Genomic DNA, 19,558 nt, shown 5'->3' on the forward strand with positions numbered 1-19,558 from the left:
GCGGCAGGCTCACTGGGCGGACTTCTGTAATGCGGTAACCAACCCGCGGATATCAGCATGATCCACCGTCGAGATTTACTGCTACGTCGCCTTCAGGAAATTCAGATGACATGAGACCCAAAAAGCCGAAAACCGATCCCTATTGACAAGCGGAGTCATATCAACGGTCATCCGCAATTTCACCCTCCAACACGGGGTGGGCGCAAAACCCCGTCTTCAGGCCGGTGGGTATTCGCACCCTTAACTCACGGCTGGCGCAGCCGACATGGCATTGCTGCGGCGTCCTGAGCCCCGCAGTGAAGCGAGCATCGTGGGTGTCTCGTAGTTACGCCTGTACCCCGCGCGGGCTCCAAACCGAAAATGCCGTATGGGACTTGCCATCGGCGGATACTGCCTCGGGGATGAGCTGTTCGCAAGGAGGCTCCCCGACGTACGATGCCAGATCTTTCCGATCTGGTGGAGGGCCGTCACGCATGGAAGATATACGTCGTAGTCCAGAATAATATGGGCGCGAGCTCGACCGCGAGCGGCCCATCAACAGAGTTTGTGGCCTCTGCGATCAAACGGTCAAGTCGACGGCGGCCGTGTATATGCCACTGCATGCTCGCGCGCACGTGCGATCTCCAGGGTCTCCTGGTGAAATCTCCCGAGCGACTGGCGATGCGTGACGCTGACAATCGCCCGGTTCGGCAGTCGTTCGGTGAGCAGGTAATACAGATGCGCTTCGTTCTCACTGTCGAGCGCACTCGTCGCTTCATCGAGGAACACGTAGTCAGGCTTGTGCATCAGCACGCGTGCGGCCGCTAGCCACTGCTGTTCGCCGGGAGAAAGAATGCGCCACCAGGAGTTGGACTCATGCAGTCGATCGACATAGCCCTCAAGCCGACACAGACGCAGCGCCTCGCGGCATGCTTCGTCGCTGAAGCTGGCGCTTGCTGCGGGGTAGGTAAGCACAGTCTTCAAGGTGCCAGCCGGCAGGTAGCTCTGCTGAGGAACGAACATCATGCGCGCGTTCACAGGTGCGTCGATCGAGCCGTTTCCGAATGGCCAGAGACCAGCCAGCGCGCGCAGAAGGGTGCTTTTGCCCGAGCCGGACGGCCCATGCACGAGCCAGCGCGAACCGGGCTTGACAGCAATGTCACGCACACTCGCGAGCGTCTCGCCGTTGGGCAGCGCAAGCGTGAGCTTGTGCGTCGTGAGCTTGCTCTCGTCGACGTAGTGCAGGTTGATGCCACTATGCCCGGTTGCGGGCGACACGGATTCTTTCAGATGAGGTAGCTGCATGACGCGCCTGAACTCGCACAGACGGTTGACCGTTGCGCGCCATTGGGCGAGCGTGTCGTAATTGTTGATGAACCACGAAAGCGATTCGCTAACCGTACTGAATGCATCGGAGATTTGCATCAGTGTGCCGAAACTGAACACACCCGCGAAATAGCGGGGCGATGCCACGACGATCGGAAAGATGTCGGCGATCTGACCGTAGAAGTTGAATACGAAGCTGTAGCGCCGCGTGTACTTCATCACGCGCCACCAGTTGTCACGGATCCGGCCGAACAGGTCCTGGGCGGCCAATTCCTCGGCCTTCATACCGTCGTAGAAAGCAATCTGCTCTGCGTTTTCGCGTACACGGATCAGGCCGAAGCGGAAATCCGCTTCAACGCGCTGCATCTGGTAGTTGATCGACACAAGCGGATGCGCGACCTTGTTTGTCAGAAGTGAGCCGGCAATCGCATAGACGATGGCTGCCCAGAGCATGTAGCCAGGAATCTGAACGGGCGTGCCCCCCATCATGACTGCCAGCGCGCCCCCAGTACTCCACAGGACGGTCGAGAACCAGGCGAGTGTCTCGAGCGTCGAGAGCAGGTCGAGTGTGAGCGTAAGTGTGGTGGTGGCGAATGACTCGAGGTCGACAGCGATCCGCTGATCAGGATTGTCGGTGAGGCGGTCGCGCTCGATGCGATAGAAGGTTTTGCCGCCCAGCCATTCCTGCAGATAGCGCGTGGTCAGCCACTGGCGCCATCGGAAGCCAAGCATCTGGCGCAGATAGCGGTTGTAGACGGAAATCGCGACGAACGCAAAAGTGAGCGCGCTGTATATCAGCATCAACTGCGGAAATTCGTGCACATTTCTGTTTTCCAGAGCGTTGTAGAAGTCGCGGTTCCACGTGTTCAGCCTGGCGTTGATGCCGACCAGAAGCAGGTCCATGGCGATGATCGTGATCAGCAGGCCCCACGCGGTTCTGCGCTCCTCTGAAACCCAGTACGGTCTGATCAGGCTCCAGGCTGAGATACTGTCTGGCTGCCGGGTTGCAGGACCAGAAGATGGATTGTTCATGAGCGCCCCTTGACGCACAGTGAATGCGGACCGGGTGCACGGGTAGTTCCCGGGTTTTGGCGTGCACGGCGCTCCGGCGGCAGCGTTTGCGAGTGCGCTTTCGAACCAGGTCAGGTGGATCCGGCGGACATGAAATGATTGTAGGGCGCGACCAGTCAGACCGCCCGCTCACCGTGCCGATGGGCTGTCCTTGGGCGACTGGCGCCTGAGGCGGCCGTGCGAGACCGCTCTGCAAAGCGCAGGCAGCCGTTTTGCGAAAGGAAAGTCGCACGTGGTGACGAGAAACAGTTCATAGTTTCAAGTCCCGATTTCGGCGGAAGCAGGCGCGTGCCACCGCCGTCCGGGATGCCATCTGTTTTCGTCCGCCATCGTTTCTCTCCAGTCGGGGCACCACGTCCTTATGTCGAGGATGACCAAACATGCGATGAGCCGCCGGCACCTGCTGACCCTGATCGGCAAGAATCTGGGCGCTGCCGCCATGATGCAGGGCATGGGTACGCTCGGGTTCGCCGCTGCTTCGACTTACGCAGGGCAGGTCAGACTTGACGGTGCACCCAAAGGCACCCGAATTCTCGTGCTGGGCGCGGGCATGGCAGGCCTCGTCGCGGCCTTCGAATTGCGGAACGCGGGCTACCAGGTGCAGGTGCTCGAGTACAACAACCGCGCGGGTGGGCGGGCCTGGACTGTGAGGGGCGGTGATCGCTATACAGAACTCGGCGGTGCCACCCAGGACTGTACGTTCGCTGACGGCCTTTATCTGAACCCGGGGCCATGGCGAATTCCGTATCACCACCAGGGCGTACTCGACTATGCAAGACGCCTGAAGGTCCCGCTCGAGCCGTTCATCCAGGTGAACTACAACGCGTACCTGCATTCGACGGAGGCTTTTGGTGGCAAGCCGCAACGATTCCGGGCAGTGCAGACCGACTATCAAGGCTATATCGCTGAATTACTTTCCAGGGCAGTCCGCAAAGACGCACTCGACGACGCGCTGTCAGCCGAAGATGCGCATCTGCTACTCGAGTCCCTGCGCCAATGGGGGGCGCTCGATCGGGATGGTCGCTATCAGGTGGGCCGGCGAAGCAGTGGACGCCGCGGTTTCTCGGCAGCGCCCGGCGGTGGGTTGGCGCCCCGGGCCGTGCCGTCGGATCTGCTCCCGCGCGATGCATTGCTGGCATCGCGCTTGTGGGAATGGCTCTCGACCGGAAACGAGCAGGACTTCCAGAGCACCATTTTCCAGCCCGTCGGCGGCATGGACAGGATTGCCCATGCGCTACATGAGCAGGTGGCGAGCGCCGTCGTGCTCAACGCCAGAGTCACGGCCATCCTGCAGGATGAGCAAGGTGTCACAGTACGCTATACCGATACGACCACCCGGACCGAACGGACCGCTCACGCCGATTGGGTGGTATGCACTATCCCGCTCTCGATTCTGAGTCAGATTGACATTGCGGTCGGCCCGGCCATGCGCGCCGCGATCGATGCGGTGCCCTACGAGACATCGGTGAAAATCGGCTTGCAGTTCGGACGGCGATTCTGGGAGGAAGACGAACAGATCTACGGCGGCATCACCTATACCGACCTGCCAATCTCGACGATCGGCTATCCGGCGACGGGTTACGGGTCAAGCGGTCCTGCGGTGCTGCTTGGCGCCTACATGTGGGGGCCCGCGAGCTACGAGATGGGTGCGCTGTCCCCTGCCGAACGGATCGCGGTGGCATTGAGCCAGGGCAGCCAGATTCATCCGCAGTACGCACGCGAGTACCAGAGCGGCTTCGCGATGAGCTGGAGCCGGTCACCGTTCACGAATGGCTGCTTCGCCGCATGGACGGATGCATTGAGAAAGGCGCATTACACGAATCTCTGCCAGATCGACGGACGGATCGTCCTGGCCGGAGAGCACGCTTCGCATATCCCGGCGTGGCAGGAAGGCGCCGTGCTGTCGTCACTGGATGCGATCACCCGGTTGCATCGGAGAATCGTGAATGGATAGGCCGACGCTGATTCTCAGCGTGATGCTGAGCGCTTTGCTGATGGGCGGTGCGAAGGTGTCGGCTCAGGTCATGGCACAGGACGAGCCACGCGCTTTCACGATCTCGCCGGGTTATCACTTCACCGAAACAGGCGGCGAAGCGCTTTACAACGCCAGCTGCGCGGGATGCCATATGCCGGACGGGAAAGGGGCACAGGGCGCGGGTCACTATCCGGCGCTCGCTGACAACCCGTCACTCGAGGCAGCACCCTACGTCATCGTCAACGTGCTCAACGGCAGAAAGGCGATGCCACCGTTTGGCGACGTGATGAGTGACGATCAGGTTGCCGCTGTCGTCAACTACACGAGAACGCATTTCGGCAATCAGTTTTCCGGAACTGTTACACCGAGCCAGGTGAAAAGTTTGCGCTGAACTGACGTGGCGTGGTTGTCGATGCGCGGCCTCATAGACGCTCGCAGAATCAATGCGCTCTACGCCTTGAATCGCTGAAAATCCAGCAGGCAATCAGCAGCACCCTGTTGCTCAGCCAGCAACCTGCGCACGTTCTTCCGTTGCGCGCACACCTGCTCCCCGACTAGCGATTGGCATGGCTTCTGCTTAATCGGTAAAGAACGAGGCCCGATCACGGGCCACCCATCAAGCCGATACCTGGAGCCCCTATGACCGCATTGAATCTCGCCAGCACGGTGGCCGTTGCGCCCGTTCTCTCTCCCGGTACGGATTACGAGCGTCTCGCTTCACGTTTTCGACCCATCTTCGCCCGCATTGCAGAGGGCGTGCTCGAGCGTGAGCGCGATCGCAGCCTGCCTTATGAGCAGATCGAATGGCTTAAAGCCGCCGGGTTCGGCGCGGTTCGCGTGCCAGTCGAGCACGGCGGGGCGGGGGCTTCGCTGCCGCAACTGATTCAGCTATTGATCGAACTGGCCGAGGCAGATTCGAATCTGCCGCAGGCGCTGCGCGGCCACTTCGCATTCGTCGAGGACCGGCTCAACGCCGAGCCCGGCCCGGCGCGCGACGTCTGGTTCAGGCGATTTGTCGACGGCGAACTGGTCGGCAACGCCTGGACCGAGATCGGCAGCGTGGCGATCGGCGATGTGATCACGCGCGTGTCGCGTGATGGCGCACGCTGGGTCGTCAACGGAGAGAAGTACTACAGCACGGGCAGCATCTTCGCCGACTGGATTGACGTGTTTGCGCGCCGCGACGACACGGGAGAAGACGTGATCGCGGCCGTGCGCGCAAGGCAGCCCGGCGTGACGCATCACGACGACTGGGACGGGTTCGGCCAGCGTACGACGGGCAGCGGTACGACCACGTTTGCGGCCGCCGAGGTGGACGAGATCGACATCATCGATTTTTCGACGCGCTTTAAATACCAGACCGCGTTCTACCAACTGGTGCTGCTGGCCGTGCTCGCGGGCACGGGCCGCGCCGCGCTGCGCGACATCTCGCAGGAGGTGCGTTCGCGCCGGCGCATCTTTAGTCACGGCAATGCGCCTTCGTTCGCGCAGGATCCGCAGGTACAGCAGGTCGTGGGCCAGGTCTCGTCGCTCGTGTTCGCGGCCGAGGCCACAGCCGTGCGCGCGGCGCAGGCTTCGCAGCGCGCGTACGAAGCGCGTTTCGGCGGCGACGCGCAGGCCGAGCACGAGGCGAATGTCGATGCCGAACTCGATTCCGCGCGCGGCCAGAGCGCGATCGCCGATCTCGTGCTGCGTGCGACCACGCTACTGTTCAACGCGCTCGGTGCATCGGGTACGAGCGAGCAGAAACGACTTGATCGCCACTGGCGCAACGCGCGCACGGCAGCCTCGCACAACCCGATCGTGTTCAAGGAGCGTATCGTCGGCGACCGCGAAATCAACGGGACCGAGCCGCCGTATGTCTGGGCGATCGGCGCCGGTCCCGCGCCGGAGCAGAAGGTGGCGTGAGTGCGAAAGTGCGGTGTCGTCGAGCGCACGGCACCGCTATTTGAGGGCTGCGATCTCCTTCGTGCGGATCAGCCGTGCACGCAGCACGTTGCGGCTGATGCCGAGGAGTCTCGCGGCCTGAATCTGGTTTCGGTGGCTGTACTCGAACGCCGTGCGCATGATCATGTCCTCGATCTGTTCGAAGAGATTCTCGTGTTCACCGTTGAACAGTTCGAGCAGCGCGGATTCGAGCGCGTGGTGAGGGCCGCTCGGCGCGGGTGTGCAAGCCACGGCCGTGATGCCGGACGAGAAAAGATGCAGGTCGCTATCCTGCAGGGTGTCGTGGCGGCTCACGAGCAGGGCGTGATGAATCACGTTCTCCAGCTCGCGAATGTTGCCCGGCCAGCTATACGCGAGCAGCTTCTGCTCGGCGCGCGGCGAGATCGTGCCCGGCCCGTAACCGAGCCGGCCGCGATAGTCCTCGATGAAGTAGCGGGCGAGCGGAAGGATGTCGCCGGTGCGCTCGCGCAGCGTCGGAATGGCGAGCTGCACGACGTTGAGCCGGTAGAACAGGTCGCTGCGGAAATGCCCGGCCGCCACCGCGTGCTGCAGGTGGACGTTCGTCGCCGCCACCACGCGCACGTCGATCGGAATACCGTGCCGGGAACCAAGCCGCACGACCTCGCGCTCCTGCAGCACGCGCAGCAGCTTGACCTGCATCGACAGCGGCAGGTCGCCGATCTCGTCGAGGAAGAGCGTGCCGCCGTTGGCCGCCTCGAACCAGCCCGGCTTGGCGTTGAACGCGCCGGTGAAGGCGCCTTTCTCGTGCCCGAACAGCTCGCTTTCGACCAGCGTTTCAGAAAACGCGCCGCAGTTGACCGCGACAAACGGCTTGTCGCGCCGCCCGCTCAGGCTGTGGACGTGGCGCGCGATCAGTTCCTTGCCCGTGCCGGTCTCGCCGATGATCAGGATATTCGCGTCGCTTGGCGCGACCAGCTGGATCCGCTCAAGCAGTTCGATCGAGCGGGGATCAACGAAGACCTGCGCGCGTGCGCGGATCGAGGTGGTCAGCGAATGCCTGTGCGGCAACGTCAGGACGGAGACATCACCGTTGGCTTCGGCATCGTCTGACCATGCATGGGGGAGCGGTTGGTTCATGAGTAGAAGCTCGGCGAAGGATAGGTTCGTTTGAGCGCCCATTCGCCGATTTCGCGGATCTTGTAGGCGAGCGGATCGTGCAGCGTATGGGTGCGCAGGTTGCGCCAGTGGCGGTCGAGCCGGAGTTCTCCGTGGGTCGCGCGGGCGCCGGCGACATCGAACATGCGCGTACAGATGTCGAGGCCCGTTTGCGCGGCCGCCACTTTTGCGCTGGCAATCGCCAGCGCTACCTCGCCGCGTTCGGTTGCCGTGAGACGGGCGTCGCGCGACCATGCACGGTCGAACCCGGCGGCGGCCCGGTCCGCGAGCGCGCGCGCGGCTTCCAGCCCGAGCCAGAACTCGCCGTACTGGCTCAGGATGTACGGATCCTCGCCGGTGCTCGCGACCTTCGCGGCGGGCCAGGGCCGCGCCTCGTTCAGCGTGTAGTGCCGTGCATCCTCAAACGCGGCCTCGGCGATGCCGAGATAGATGTTCGTCAGGATCAGTTGGGCAATGAGCGGCCTCAGGCACGCGAACGGAGACGATAGCGGTCCTGGGTTCGAAAGGATTTCGTGATGCTCGACGCGGACCTTTTCGAACGTCACCGAACCGCTGTCGGTCTGGCGTTGGCCGAAATTATTCCAGTCGTCCGCGATCGCAATGCCGCTTCGCTGGGTTGGCACCGCGGCCACGAGAAACGCGCGCGTGTCGGCGTGGCGCGCGGAGACGATCAGCATTTCCGAGTCGAGCGCGCCAGAGCAGAAGCTCTTTTGCCCGCTGAATTCGAGCCACGCTCCGCGCGGATGCGCCAGCGTGCGTTCGTCGAGCGGATTGAGCGCATTGCCCCAGAACCACCGGTGCCGCGAGGTCTGTTCGAACAGCGCCTGCCATTGCTCACGCGAGCCGAACAGGCGGGCCGTGGCCAGCATCAGGTGATGGAATCCGAACACGTGCGCGAGTGAACTGTCGGCGCGCGCGAGCACGCGCACGACGTCGAGCGTCGTGTGCCAGTCCGCACCGAGCCCGCCATGAACGGTCGGGATGCTCAGTGCGAGCAGGCCGCTCGCACGCAGCGCGTCGCGTTCCGCCTTCGGTGTGCCGCCGCGCGCGTCGCGCTCCGCTGCGGTCCGCGCAAAGCGTTCGGCAAGACGCCGGGCGACGCTCAATGGCGACTCGTCCTGCGGGATCGGCCGGATGTCCTCCGGCGTGTCGGCCAGCGGCAACGATAAGGAAATGGATGCCATTGCAGTGAGATCGGGTGAAGCAGCACTGCACGCGCATGCATGCTGCAGGATCAGCACAGTGTTCAAGGTTTTGGCACTCAAGAGAAGCAAGGATTTCTCATAACCTAATCAGGCTGCTGCGCTGGCAGCATCGAGACGCAAAGCCATGCGTCTTAAGTACTTCCATTCATGTGACGAACCGGCGCTGCTGCGTGGGAAGCAGCGAAGAAGCAGCGTTGTTGCCGGTGCGTCATCACATGTCGGCATATCGATCCGAGCGCCGCCTGGATGTGCTTATCAGGTGCATTTCCCCTTCTGGAAAGCCGCTCGACGACGAAAACTGCTGCTATGTCAGCCGTTCTGCCGTGAGTGGCCAGTTCTCGAGATTTGGCACAGTCCTTGCCTTTAGCTCATGACGGGACCGGTCAGGCACGTCCCGATTCACAAAGGAATCCTCATGAGCAAGAAACACAAGATCGTGGCAGTGTCGGGCAGCTTGCAGCAGCCATCGCGCACGCTGGCTCTGGTGCAGTCGCTGCTGTCCGCGCTGGAGGCCGCGCTGCCTGTTGAAATCCGCGTGATCGATCTGGGCGAGATCGCCGGGCGACTCTCCGGTGCGCTCACGCGTGCGCAGGTGCCCGCGGATATCGAAGAACACATCCGTGCGATCGAGACAGCCGACCTCGTGATCGCGGCCAGTCCGGTGTATCGCGCCTCGTATACGGGCCTCTTCAAGCATCTGTTCGATCTCGTGCATCACGAGGCGCTGATCGACGTTCCGGTGCTGCTGGCCGCCACGGGCGGCAGCGAGCGTCACGCGCTCGTGATCGATCACCAGCTGCGGCCGCTCTTCAGCTTCTTTCAGGCGCACACGCTGCCGATCGGCGTCTACGCATCCGAAGGCGATTTTGATCGCTACGAGATTGCGAGCGAGGCGTTGCGCGCTCGTATCGCACTCGCTGTCGAGCGTGCGGCACCGTACGTCGGTGCACGTACGGAAAACGTTACTGCGGCGCTTGCCGTCTGAATCCAAAGTCATTCAAGGAATCTTCAATGAGCCAGACCTCCCAAACCAGAGACGCCGTCAAGTTCGCCTACTGGGTGCCAAACGTAAGCGGTGGCCTGGTCGTGAGCACGATCGAGCAGCGCACCGACTGGAGCCTCGACTATAACCAGCGTCTTGCGCAGACCGCCGAGCGCGCGGGCTTCGAATACGCGCTGAGCCAGATCCGCTTCACGGCTGGCTACGGCGCGGAGTATCAGCACGAGTCGGTCTCGTTCAGCCAGGCGCTGCTGCAGTCGACCACGAAGCTCAAGGTGCTCGCGGCGATCCTGCCCGGGCCGTGGCATCCGGCAGTGGTCGCCAAGCAGATCGCCACCATCGATCACATCTCGAACGGCCGCATTGCGATCAACGTCGTGAGCGGCTGGTTCAAGGGCGAGTTCACCGCGATCGGCGAACCATGGCTCGAGCACGATGAGCGTTACCGCCGCTCGAACGAGTTCATCCGCGCGCTCAAGGGGATCTGGACCGAGGACAACTTCACGTTCAAGGGCGACTTCTATCGGTTCAACAACTACACGTTGAGTCCGAAGCCGGTGCAGAAGCCCCATCCCGAGATTTTCCAGGGCGGCAGCTCGCGCGCGGCGCGCGACAACGCGGCGAGCGTATCGGACTGGTATTTCACGAACGGCAACACGCCCGAGAATCTCAAGGCCCAGATCGACGATATCCGTGCGAAGGCGGCTCAGAACAATCACCAGGTCCGTATCGGCGTGAATGCCTTCGTGATTGCGCGCGATACTGAAGAGGAAGCGAAGGCCGTGCTCGACGACATCATCAGGCACGCGCACGTCGAGGCCGTGCACGCGTTCGGCGATGCGGTCAAGGAAGCCGGCAAGGCGTCGCCTGAAGGCGAGGGCAACTGGGCCAAATCGACTTTCGAGGACCTCGTTCAGTACAACGACGGCTTCCGCACGAACCTGATTGGCACGCCGCAGCAGATTGCCGAACGCATCGTCGAACTCAAGTCGATCGGGGTCGACCTCGTGCTGACCGGCTTCCTGCATTTCATCGAGGAAGTCGAGTATTTCGGCCAGAAGGTGCTGCCGCTCGTGCGCGAGCTCGAGGCGCAGCGCGAAAAGCAGGCCGCCTGATTCAAGCGGTGGCGGGGCGTGGCCGGGCGCGCAAGCGGACCCGGCCACACACGGAATGGAAAAATGGCACCCCAAGGGGTGAATCAGCATGACGCAAGCCTCGACGGCCCTGCTCGCGCTCGACGGCATTTCCGTGTCGTTCGGGGGCGTCAAGGCCATTACCGATATCAGTTTCGAAGTCGCGGCAGGCGAGATCTGCGCGCTGATCGGCCCGAACGGCGCGGGCAAGAGTTCGCTGCTGAACGTGATCAATGGCGTCTATCGTCCGCAGCACGGCACGCTGCGTTTCGATGGCCATGCGTACCGGCGCATGGACGCGCACGACGCTGCGCATCGCGGCATCGCGCGCACGTTCCAGAACCTCGCGCTGTTCAGGCGCATGAGCGTGTTCGACAACGTGTTGGCCGGGCGCAACCTCCATCGCCGCAGTACGTGGCTCGAGCAGACGCTGCACGTTGGTCGGGCGGCACGGGATGAAGCCATGCAGCGCGAGCGTGCGGAGCGCGTGATCGACGCGCTCGAATTGCAGCCATGGCGCGATAGCGTGGTGGGCACCTTGTCGTACGGGTTACAGAAGCGGGTCGAGCTGGCGCGCGCGCTGGCTGCTGAACCGCGCCTGCTGCTGCTCGATGAGCCCATGGCCGGGATGAATACGGAGGAGAAGCACGCGATGGCCGGGTATGTGCTCGATGCCAATGAGCATCTCGGTGTGACAGTCGTGCTGATCGAGCACGACATCGGCGTGGTGATGGGCTTGTCCGATCACGTGGTGGTGCTCGATTACGGAAAGAAGATCGCCGACGGCAGGCCCGACGAAGTCCGCACGAACCCGGATGTGCTCGCGGCCTATCTCGGCACTCGTCATTGAGAGGGGCGCGCAATGCAATTCTTTATCGAGGTGCTGGTGGGCGGACTGCTCGCCGGCGTGATGTATTCGCTGGTGGCAATCGGCTTCGTGCTGATCTACAAGGCGTCGGGCATCTTCAACTTCGCGCAGGGCTCCCTCGTGCTGTTCGGTGCGCTGACGTACGTGAGCCTCGTTGAACGTGGCTGGAACCCGTGGCTGTCGTTCGGCGCAACGCTCGCCGCGCTCGTGCTGATCGCGATCGCAACGGGCCGCTTCGTGCTGCGGCCGCTTGTCAACCGCGCGCCGATCGTCCTGTTCATGGCCACCCTCGGCCTGAGCCTGATTCTCGAAGGCGCGGCGCAACTGTTCTGGGGCGCGCAGGTGCACGGGCTCGATCTCGGCATCGACGACCGGCCGCTGCACCTGGCCGGCGTGATGGTGAGCCGCTTCGACCTGTTCGCAGCCGCCACCGCTGGCGTGCTGGTCCTCGTGCTGTCGCAGCTCGCAAAGCGCTCGCGCTTTGGCCTGTCGCTGCGCGCCGTGGCCGACGATCCGCTCGCCGCGTTCGCGGTCGGCGTGCGGCTGCCGCGCATCTGGGCAATCGTCTGGGCACTGGCCGGCTTCGTCAGCCTGGTTGCGGGCCTGCTCTGGGGCGCGCGCCTGGGCGTGCAGTTCTCGCTCTCGCTCGTCGTGCTCAAGGCGTTGCCCGTGCTGATCATCGGCGGCTTCTCGTCGATCGGCGGCGCGATCGTCGGCGGGCTGCTCGTCGGCGCGACGGAAAAGCTGGCCGAGGTCTATGTGGGGACGCTGATCGGCGACGGCATCGAGAACTGGTTCCCCTATCTGCTTGCGATGCTGTTCCTGCTCGCGCGCCCGTCCGGCCTGTTCGGCGAGGCGGCCGTCGAGCGCGTTTGAGGAAACCTTGATGGAACTGACCCGTCCCCTCGCCGAACCGCGTCGGCTGAACCTGCGCCAGCTGGCCGTGCCGCTTGCGGGCGCGCTCGTCGCGTTCGCGGGCGTGCCACTCGTGGCGAACGACTACTGGCTGAACGCGATCCTCGTGCCGTTTTTGATCCTGTCCGTGTCCGGACTCGGCCTGAACTTTCTGACCGGCTATGCGGGACAGTTGTCGCTCGGATCAGCCGCGTTCATGTCGATCGGCGCCTATGCGACCTACAACCTGCTCGTGCGCGTGCCCGTGTTGCCGTTGCCGGTCGACCTGCTGCTCGGCGGCCTGGCCAGCGCCGCGGCCGGGGTGCTGTTCGGACTGCCGAGCCTGCGGATCAAGGGCTTCTACCTGATCGTCTCGACGCTGGCCGCCCAGTTCTTCGTGGTCTGGCTGTTCACGCGCGTGGGGTGGTTCTCGAACTACGACACGTCCGGCGTGTTGAGCGCACCGCAGCTCGCGATCGGTCACTGGCGCATCGACACGCCGGTGTCGCGCTACATGTTCGTGCTCGGTGTCGCGACCGTGCTCTTCGCATTTGGCGCGAGCCTCGTGCGCAGCGAACTGGGCCGACGCTGGATGGCTGTACGCGACATGGAAGCCGCCGCGCACGTGATCGGCATCCCGGTGGGGCGCAGCAAGCTGCTGGCCTTCGCGCTGAGTTCCTTCGTGCTCGGCGTCGCCGGCGCGCTGTGGGCTTTCGCGTATCTCGGCACGATCGAGCCGGACGGCTTCAACCTGAATCTTTCGTTCCAGGTGCTGTTCATCATCATCATCGGCGGCATGGGCAGCATCTCGGGCAACTTCCTGGGCGCGGCCTTCATCGTTTTACTGCCGATCCTGCTTTCGAACGCGGCTGGCGCGCTGGCCCACGCAGGCATAGGTGCAGACCAGGTGCAGAACCTGCAGAAGATCGTCTTCGGTACGTTAATCATCGTTTTCCTGATCAAGGAACCGGAAGGCCTCGCCAGACTCGTGCAGATCGTCCGTCAACGTCGGCCGAAGCAATCCTGAGCCGCTAATCTCCTCGCCTTATCGTTTCTCTTATCGTCCAAGGAATATTTTGTTATGCGAAATAATGATATTCGTCCCGTTCGCGCCAAGTGGCGACAGTGGTCCTCGGCTTTCGTGGCCGCGCTTGCGCTCACCGTTGGCGCGTTGCCTCAGGTGCATGCGGCGGGTGAGGAGTATTTTCCGCTGCAAAGCTACCGGGTCGGCCCCTACGCAGCCGGTGGCAGCGGCTTCTTCGGTGGCTTTATCGACTATCTCCAGCTGATCAACGCGCGTGACGGCGGCGTCAACGGGGTCAAGCTCGTATGGAAGGAGTGCGAGACCGAGTACGTGGTGGAGAAGGGCGTCGAGTGCTATGAGCGCCTGAAGAGCGGTGGCCCCGACGGCGCACCGACCGCGGCTACGAACCCGTTATCGGTCGGTATCGCTTACGCGACGCTCGACCGTTCGACGGCCGACAGGATCCCGCTCATCACGATCAACCACGGCCGCACCGATTCGACCGACGGTGCAGTGTTTCCCTATGTGTTCCCGCTGCAGCTGAATCCGTACAGCGAGGTCTCCGCCATCGTCAACTATATCGGGCAGCGCTCGGGCGGTCTCGCCGCGCTCAAGGGCAAGAAGATCGTCGTGCTGTATCACGGTTCGCCGTATGGCCGCGAAACGATTCCGGTGGTCGATCTGCTCGCGAAGAAGTACGGTTTTGACGTGACCCAGATCGAAGTGCCGCACCCTGGCAACGAACAGGGTTCGCAGTGGCTGAAGATTCACCAGATCAATCCCGACTGGGTGATCCTGCGCGGCTGGGGCGTGATGAATCCGGTGGCAATCAAGACCGCGCAGAAGGTCGGCTATCCGGTCGATCACATCATCGGCAATATCTGGAGCAACTCCGAGGAAGACGTGCGTCCGGCGGGCGATGCGGCCAAAGGCTTCATCTCGATCACGACGCACCCGTCGGGCACGGACTACCCGGTGCTGCAGGCGATCAACCAGTACGTGGTGAAGCCTGGCAACGGCAACCTCAAGGATCCGGCGCGCTTTGGCACCGTCTACTACAACCTGGGCGTGGTGAACGGCATTCTGAACGTTGAAGCAGTGCGCGTCGCGCAGCGCAAGTTCGGCAACAAGCCGCTCACGGGCGAGCAGGTGCGCTGGGGCTTTGAGCATCTGGATCTCGACGATGCGCGCCTCAAGCAACTCGGCGCACTCGGCCTCGTCCAGCCGCTCAAGCTGACCTGCGCGGACCACGAAGGCGGCGGTGCCGTGCGTTTCCAGCAATGGGACGGCCAGAAGTGGAACGTGATCAGCAACTGGGTGCAGGCCGACCGCGCGCTGCTGCGTCCGATCATCGAGAAGTCGGCGTTGTCGTACGCGAAGGAAAAGGGCATTGCGCCGCGCGATTGCAGCAAGGACCTCTAACATGGCGAGCCCCCCGATCCTGCAGGTCGATGAGATCGCCGTGACCTACAGCCAGATCATCCCCGCCCTTCGCGGGGTGTCGCTGGCGGTGCCAGAGGGCGCGATCGTCGCGCTTCTCGGTGGCAACGGCGCGGGCAAGACGACCACGCTCAAGGCGATCTCGAACCTCGTACGCGCGGAGCGCGGCGAACTGACGGGTGGTCGCATCACCTATCGCGGCAAAGATGTCGCGCACGTCGAGCCGTGGACGCTGGTTGAGCGCGGACTTGTCCAGGTGCTCGAAGGACGGCGCTGCTTTGCGCATCTGTCAGTCGAGGAAAATCTGCGGATCGGGTCGTTCACCCGGCGGCCTCGACGCGCCGAGATCGAAGCGGATCTCGAGCGGATCTACGGGATCTTTCCGCGTCTGAAGGTCAAGCGCCAGTCGCGGGCGGGATTGACGTCGGGTGGCGAGCAGCAGATGGTGGCGATCGGCAGGGCGCTGATGGCGCGTCCTTCGCTGGTACTGCTCGACGAGCCGTCGATGGGGCTCGCGCCGATGGTCGTCGAGGAAATTTTCGAGATTGTCGCGGCGCTCAACCGCGACGAGGGGGTCAGTTTCCTGCTCGCCGAGCAGAACGCGACGTTGGCGCTGCGTCATGCGCAGCATGGCTATGTACTCGAAGGCGGTCGCGTGGTTGCACACGGAGCGGCCGCCGAACTTGCGCGGCTCGACGTGCTGCACGACGCCTACCTTGGGGGCGCGGCCGTCGACTACACCGCGCGTCGCGCCAACCGTGCGAGTCCGGCTGTGACTGCCTGATGGGCAACAGGTCTCCGCATTGAGCTGCATCGGCCACAGGCGCGGCCGCACGTGTGGTGGCCGCCGTCAAGGTTCATACGAACTGACCGGCGCACTCGATCGCATTGAAACGTTCTACTATCAGAGTCAGGTCCATTTGGGGTAATCGTAGTTATCGTGCAGAAAATGGCGGTAGCAGGACGTCGACTGAGCCATCCGTCAAACCTTCGTTAAGCAGATCGATGGCGACGGATGCGAGTTGCACGCCCGGCCCGGATGGCCGCAGTGCGAGTTCCTCGGGCCGTCCGCTGATCCAGAGCGCGTGGAACGGTGCCAGGGTTATGCCGCGGAGCAGGCTGCTTTCCACGCTCCATTGTCCCGCGAGGCTCACGAGCAACTGAGTGGCGGCAGGCGTCACGCGCAATGAATGCGACGCGACGTTCACCCGCGCGCGGGCCGCGCCGCGTCTGCACATGACGTTCAGGACGCTCACGGGCCGCGCAGGCAGGTTCACCCATACGTGCAGATCGCCGGAGAAACGCACCGGCTGACCGGCGCGCGCCTGCAACAGGCCGTCCTGCGAGTGCAGGTCGATTGCGCCATCGTCGGCGAGCAGCAGTGTGCGGTCGTAGCCCGTGAACTGCGAAAATTTCGCGGGGCCTTCCAGCGTGGCGAGACTCACGCGCCACGCCGCCCCACCGCCTGCCTCAGATCCGCGAGCGATCGTGCGCGTGGTGCCGCCGCCGTTGGCCCACGGTTCGGGCGCGATGCGCTGGCAGTCGATGAACCGTACCGCGGACGTCACCGCCGATGCCGTAGCGAACGATGCAACGGGCGCATGTGCGTTCACGCGTCGGGTCCCGCTTGCTGCACGCGTGCTTCGATCGCGCCGATCACGTCGAACAGGTCGCCGACCAGGCCGACGTCAGCCACTGAAAAAATAGGTGCATCGGAATCCTTATTAACTGCGACGATGACCTTCGAATCCTTCATGCCCGCCAGATGCTGGATCGCACCGGAGATGCCGAACGCGACATAGACGTCCGGCGCGACGCTGCGTCCGGTCTGGCCGACCTGCGCGGCGTTGGCGGCATAGCCGGCGTCCACGGCGGCGCGCGACGCGCCGAGCGCGGCGCCGAGCGTGTCGGCGAGGCGGCCGAGACGCGCCATGTTTGCTTTCGATGCGAGTCCGCGCCCGCCTGACATCACCACACGCGCATTGCCGAGGTCCTGGCCGCCGTGTACGTCACGGTGACGCTCGACGAGGCGCGTGGCGGCAAACGGCGCGATAGGTCGCAGTTCGGTCACCGTTGCCGAGCCCCCATCGGCGGCGGCTGCTGCAAACGAAGAGGGGCGCACCGTCACGAACGTACATGGCGTGTCGCTCACGACGGTCGCGACGACGCTGCCCGCGTAAAGCCCGCGCACGAACTGTTGGCCTTCGCGCCAAGCGATTACGTCGGCGACGAAGGCGCTCTGCGTGAGTGCCGCCGCGCGTGGGAGCGCCGCGCGGCCCAGCGAGCGATGCGCGGCGACGATCGCCGTGTAGTCGCCCGCAAGCTGCTGAAGTTGGAGCGCGACCGTTTCGGGCGAAAGCACGTCGATCGGCCCCGCGGACGCCAGCAGCACGCGTTCGATGCCGCTCACATGCGCGGCCGCGCCAGCCGTCGTCGCGTCGAACACCAGCAGATCGACGGGTTGCCCGAACTGTCGGGCCGCGCCCACAACGCGCAGCGTCCCGTCGGATATGGCGCCGAAATCGCCTTCGGCCAGTACCAGGGTTCTCATGATCACGCTCCCACCATTTCGAATACGCGCTGGCCGGCGAGCGTCTGAAGCAGCGCGTCCACGCTTTTCACCTGGATGCCCCGTTCGCGCCGGGGCGGGTCGCTGAGCGCCACCACGCGGCTTTGCGCCGCGAGCGCGACACCGAGCGCAGCGGCCTCGTGCGTGACGAGCGGCTTTTGCTTCGCCTTCACGATGCTCGGCAGCGTGACGCGGCGCGGTTCCGCAAGGCGCAGATCGGCGCTGATCACCGCCGGGCCGTCGATCTGCCAGTTGGCAATGCCCGCGTCCTCGCCGCAGCTCACGCGCCAGCCGCCGTCCACGACGTCCAGCGCGCCCGCATTGAGCGCCTGCGGCCAGCCGAGCAGTGCGGCGAGCATGGCCGCCACGCCGCCGACGTCGCCGTCGATGGCCTGCTTGCCGCACAGCACGAGCCCGTAATCAGCGTCCTTCATATGCGCCGCGACGAGGCTCGCGATGGCGAATGAATCGAGCGCCGGCGTCGCGGGGCCCGTGTCGATGAGCACGGCGTCGTCCGCGCCCATCGCGAGCGCCGTGCGCAGCACGTCCAGATGGGCGGGCAGCCCGCACGTCAGCACCGTGACGTGCGAGGCGACGCCAGATTCCTTTAACTGCAGTGCCTTTTCGAGCGCGCATTCGTCGAAGGGGTTCAGCGACATTTTCAGGCCCGCCGTGTCGATCGCGCCCGTGGCGCTCACCCGCACGCGCACGTTCGGGTCCACCACACGCTTGACGGGCACCAGAAAGCGAATACTCATCGGTGTTCTCCTGTGGGTCTGTGCAGCAGCCTCACGAGACCGCGCCGAGGCCGTATTTGCCGGTCAGCAGTGCGCCGCTCGCGAAGCGGTCGAGCGCATACGGTTCGAGCGAAACGTCGGTGGGCAGGCCGAGCGCATGTTGCGCGAGCAGCTTGCCGATGCCGGGCGACAGCTTGAATCCATGGCCCGAGAAGCCGAAGCCGACCGTAAGGCCTTCGACGTCGGCGACGCTTCCGAGCACCGGATTCCAGTCGGGCGTCACGTCGTACACCCCGGTCCACGACGAGGCGAGGCCCGCTGTGTCGTAGGCGGGAAAGCGCCCGGCTACCTGGGCGCCCACTTCGGCGACATAGTCGAGTGAAATATCTCCCTGTTCGGTCTCGGGCGCGTTGAGCGTCTCGCCCACGATGCCCTCGGAGACGAGCATCTGGCTGCCGCCGTAGCTGCGGAAATAGAGCATCCCCGGGGAGCCCAGATCTTTGAACGCGGGCATGGCGAACGTATACGGTGCCGCTTCGCATTCGAGTGCGAGCACGGTGTGGCGCTCGGGCTTCACCGGCAGCGGCACGCCGATCCATTGGGCCAGTTCGGGCGTCCAGATGTTCTGGGTGCTGATGAGCGTGCCGCAGCCATGGGTGCCCGCGGTGGTTTCCACACCCACAATGCGCCGGCCTTCGCGGATCAGCCCGGTCACGCGCGCACCCTCGGCGATCTTCACGCCGCGGCGCCGCGCCGAACGCGCGAAGCTCGTGGCGACGAGGTAGGCGTCGGCGAAGCCGGCTTCGGGCTCGAAGCCGATCAGCGCCGCATCGTCAAAAGCGGCGATGGGCATGCATGCCTCGGCTTCCTTGCGATCCAGCAGCTTGACCTCGATGCCCATCTCCTGTTGCGCGCACAGCGCTGCGGCGAGCGGGTCGAGCTTGTCGCCTTCGGGCGAGCAGATCATGTAGCCGCATTTGACGAGGCCGCACGAGGCCTCGGCGTCTTCCAGATAGTCGGCGAAGTTGTTGAACGCCCACCACGACGAGCGTGCGAGCTCGACGTTCTGGCGCACCGAATAATGGGTGCGCAAGAGGCCGGACGACTGCGAGGTCGTGCCGGCGCCGATCGTGCCCTGATCGACGACCAGGACGCGCTTTGCGCCCAGCGCAGCGAGATGATGGGCGACGGACGTGCCGATCACACCCGCGCCGATCACGACAAAGTCATAGTGGCTCATGTAGCCCCCGTAG

The 19,558-nt window shown here is 64.0% G+C and carries 17 protein-coding genes; 10 read left to right on the forward strand and 7 right to left on the reverse strand.

From position 1 onward, the window contains the following. Window positions 1–567: 567 nt before the first annotated feature. Window positions 568–2,337, reverse strand: a complete 1,770-nt coding sequence (locus AB4Y35_RS37395; protein WP_368708396.1) for an ABC transporter ATP-binding protein/permease — start codon at window positions 2,335–2,337, stop codon at window positions 568–570. A gap of 400 nt (window positions 2,338–2,737) precedes the next feature. Here AB4Y35_RS37395 and AB4Y35_RS37400 point away from each other — a divergent pair, with 400 nt between their 5' ends. The 3 genes from AB4Y35_RS37400 (at window position 2,738) to AB4Y35_RS37410 (ending at window position 6,259) form a co-directional block, all read left to right on the forward strand. Next, a complete protein-coding gene (locus AB4Y35_RS37400; protein ID WP_368708397.1) occupies window positions 2,738–4,330 on the forward strand; it encodes a flavin monoamine oxidase family protein in 1,593 nt (530 codons plus the stop codon). Then, window positions 4,323–4,742 (forward strand): cytochrome c, encoded by a 420-nt coding sequence (locus AB4Y35_RS37405; RefSeq protein WP_368708398.1) that lies wholly within the window; start codon window positions 4,323–4,325, stop codon window positions 4,740–4,742. The genes AB4Y35_RS37400 and AB4Y35_RS37405 overlap by 8 nt, the downstream gene beginning before the upstream one ends. A gap of 248 nt (window positions 4,743–4,990) precedes the next feature. Then, window positions 4,991–6,259 (forward strand): acyl-CoA dehydrogenase family protein, encoded by a 1,269-nt coding sequence (locus AB4Y35_RS37410; RefSeq protein ID WP_368708399.1) that lies wholly within the window; start codon window positions 4,991–4,993, stop codon window positions 6,257–6,259. A gap of 36 nt (window positions 6,260–6,295) precedes the next feature. Here the strand turns inward: AB4Y35_RS37410 and AB4Y35_RS37415 are convergent, their stop codons facing one another. Continuing rightward, window positions 6,296–7,396: a sigma-54 interaction domain-containing protein gene (locus AB4Y35_RS37415; RefSeq protein WP_368708400.1), complete on the reverse strand. Its 1,101-nt coding sequence runs from the start codon at window positions 7,394–7,396 to the stop codon at window positions 6,296–6,298. Continuing rightward, the gene (locus tag AB4Y35_RS37420; RefSeq protein WP_368708401.1) at window positions 7,393–8,619 is read right to left on the reverse strand and encodes an acyl-CoA dehydrogenase family protein; all 1,227 of its coding nucleotides are present in this window, start codon (window positions 8,617–8,619) and stop codon (window positions 7,393–7,395) included. Before AB4Y35_RS37420 ends, AB4Y35_RS37415 begins: the two co-directional genes overlap by 4 nt. 436 nt (window positions 8,620–9,055) lie before the next feature. Here AB4Y35_RS37420 and msuE point away from each other — a divergent pair, with 436 nt between their 5' ends. The 7 genes from msuE to AB4Y35_RS37455 all read left to right on the forward strand — a co-directional run bounded on the left by msuE (window position 9,056) and on the right by AB4Y35_RS37455 (window position 15,783). Next, window positions 9,056–9,625 (forward strand): FMN reductase, encoded by a 570-nt coding sequence (msuE, locus tag AB4Y35_RS37425; RefSeq protein WP_368708402.1) that lies wholly within the window; start codon window positions 9,056–9,058, stop codon window positions 9,623–9,625. Window positions 9,626–9,651: 26 nt separating this feature from the next. Continuing rightward, entirely contained in the window at window positions 9,652–10,755 is a 1,104-nt protein-coding gene (gene sfnG / locus AB4Y35_RS37430) for a dimethylsulfone monooxygenase SfnG (RefSeq protein WP_368708403.1), read from the forward strand. Between the two features lie 88 nt (window positions 10,756–10,843). Next, a complete protein-coding gene (locus AB4Y35_RS37435; RefSeq protein ID WP_368708404.1) occupies window positions 10,844–11,623 on the forward strand; it encodes an ABC transporter ATP-binding protein in 780 nt (259 codons plus the stop codon). A gap of 12 nt (window positions 11,624–11,635) precedes the next feature. After that, window positions 11,636–12,517, forward strand: coding sequence for a branched-chain amino acid ABC transporter permease (locus AB4Y35_RS37440; protein ID WP_368708405.1), 882 nt, complete (start codon window positions 11,636–11,638; stop codon window positions 12,515–12,517). Window positions 12,518–12,527: 10 nt separating this feature from the next. Beyond that, window positions 12,528–13,562 carry a branched-chain amino acid ABC transporter permease gene (locus AB4Y35_RS37445; protein ID WP_368708406.1) on the forward strand — a complete coding sequence of 345 codons (1,035 nt, stop codon included), beginning with the start codon at window positions 12,528–12,530 and terminating at the stop codon, window positions 13,560–13,562. A gap of 54 nt (window positions 13,563–13,616) precedes the next feature. Further along, window positions 13,617–14,981, forward strand: a complete 1,365-nt coding sequence (locus tag AB4Y35_RS37450) for an ABC transporter substrate-binding protein (protein ID WP_368708407.1) — start codon at window positions 13,617–13,619, stop codon at window positions 14,979–14,981. 1 nt (window position 14,982) lies between these two features. Further along, window positions 14,983–15,783, forward strand: coding sequence for an ABC transporter ATP-binding protein (locus tag AB4Y35_RS37455; protein ID WP_368708506.1), 801 nt, complete (start codon window positions 14,983–14,985; stop codon window positions 15,781–15,783). 151 nt (window positions 15,784–15,934) lie between these two features. Here AB4Y35_RS37455 and AB4Y35_RS37460 read toward each other — a convergent pair whose 3' ends face one another. Genes AB4Y35_RS37460 through AB4Y35_RS37475 form a run of 4 tightly spaced genes read right to left on the reverse strand, consistent with a single transcriptional unit; the run spans window position 15,935 to window position 19,545 of the window. Then, entirely contained in the window at window positions 15,935–16,612 is a 678-nt protein-coding gene (locus AB4Y35_RS37460; protein WP_368708408.1) for a HutD family protein, read from the reverse strand. After that, window positions 16,609–17,550 carry an electron transfer flavoprotein subunit alpha/FixB family protein gene (locus AB4Y35_RS37465; protein WP_368708409.1) on the reverse strand — a complete coding sequence of 314 codons (942 nt, stop codon included), beginning with the start codon at window positions 17,548–17,550 and terminating at the stop codon, window positions 16,609–16,611. The genes AB4Y35_RS37460 and AB4Y35_RS37465 overlap by 4 nt, the downstream gene beginning before the upstream one ends. A 2-nt stretch (window positions 17,551–17,552) precedes the next feature. Beyond that, the gene (locus AB4Y35_RS37470; protein ID WP_368708410.1) at window positions 17,553–18,326 is read right to left on the reverse strand and encodes an electron transfer flavoprotein subunit alpha; all 774 of its coding nucleotides are present in this window, start codon (window positions 18,324–18,326) and stop codon (window positions 17,553–17,555) included. Window positions 18,327–18,357: 31 nt separating this feature from the next. After that, the gene (locus tag AB4Y35_RS37475) at window positions 18,358–19,545 is read right to left on the reverse strand and encodes an NAD(P)/FAD-dependent oxidoreductase (RefSeq protein ID WP_368708411.1); all 1,188 of its coding nucleotides are present in this window, start codon (window positions 19,543–19,545) and stop codon (window positions 18,358–18,360) included. Window positions 19,546–19,558: the final 13 nt, after the last annotated feature.

The organism is Paraburkholderia sp. EG286A (assembly GCF_040965375.1).
Lineage (GTDB): Bacteria > Pseudomonadota > Gammaproteobacteria > Burkholderiales > Burkholderiaceae > Paraburkholderia.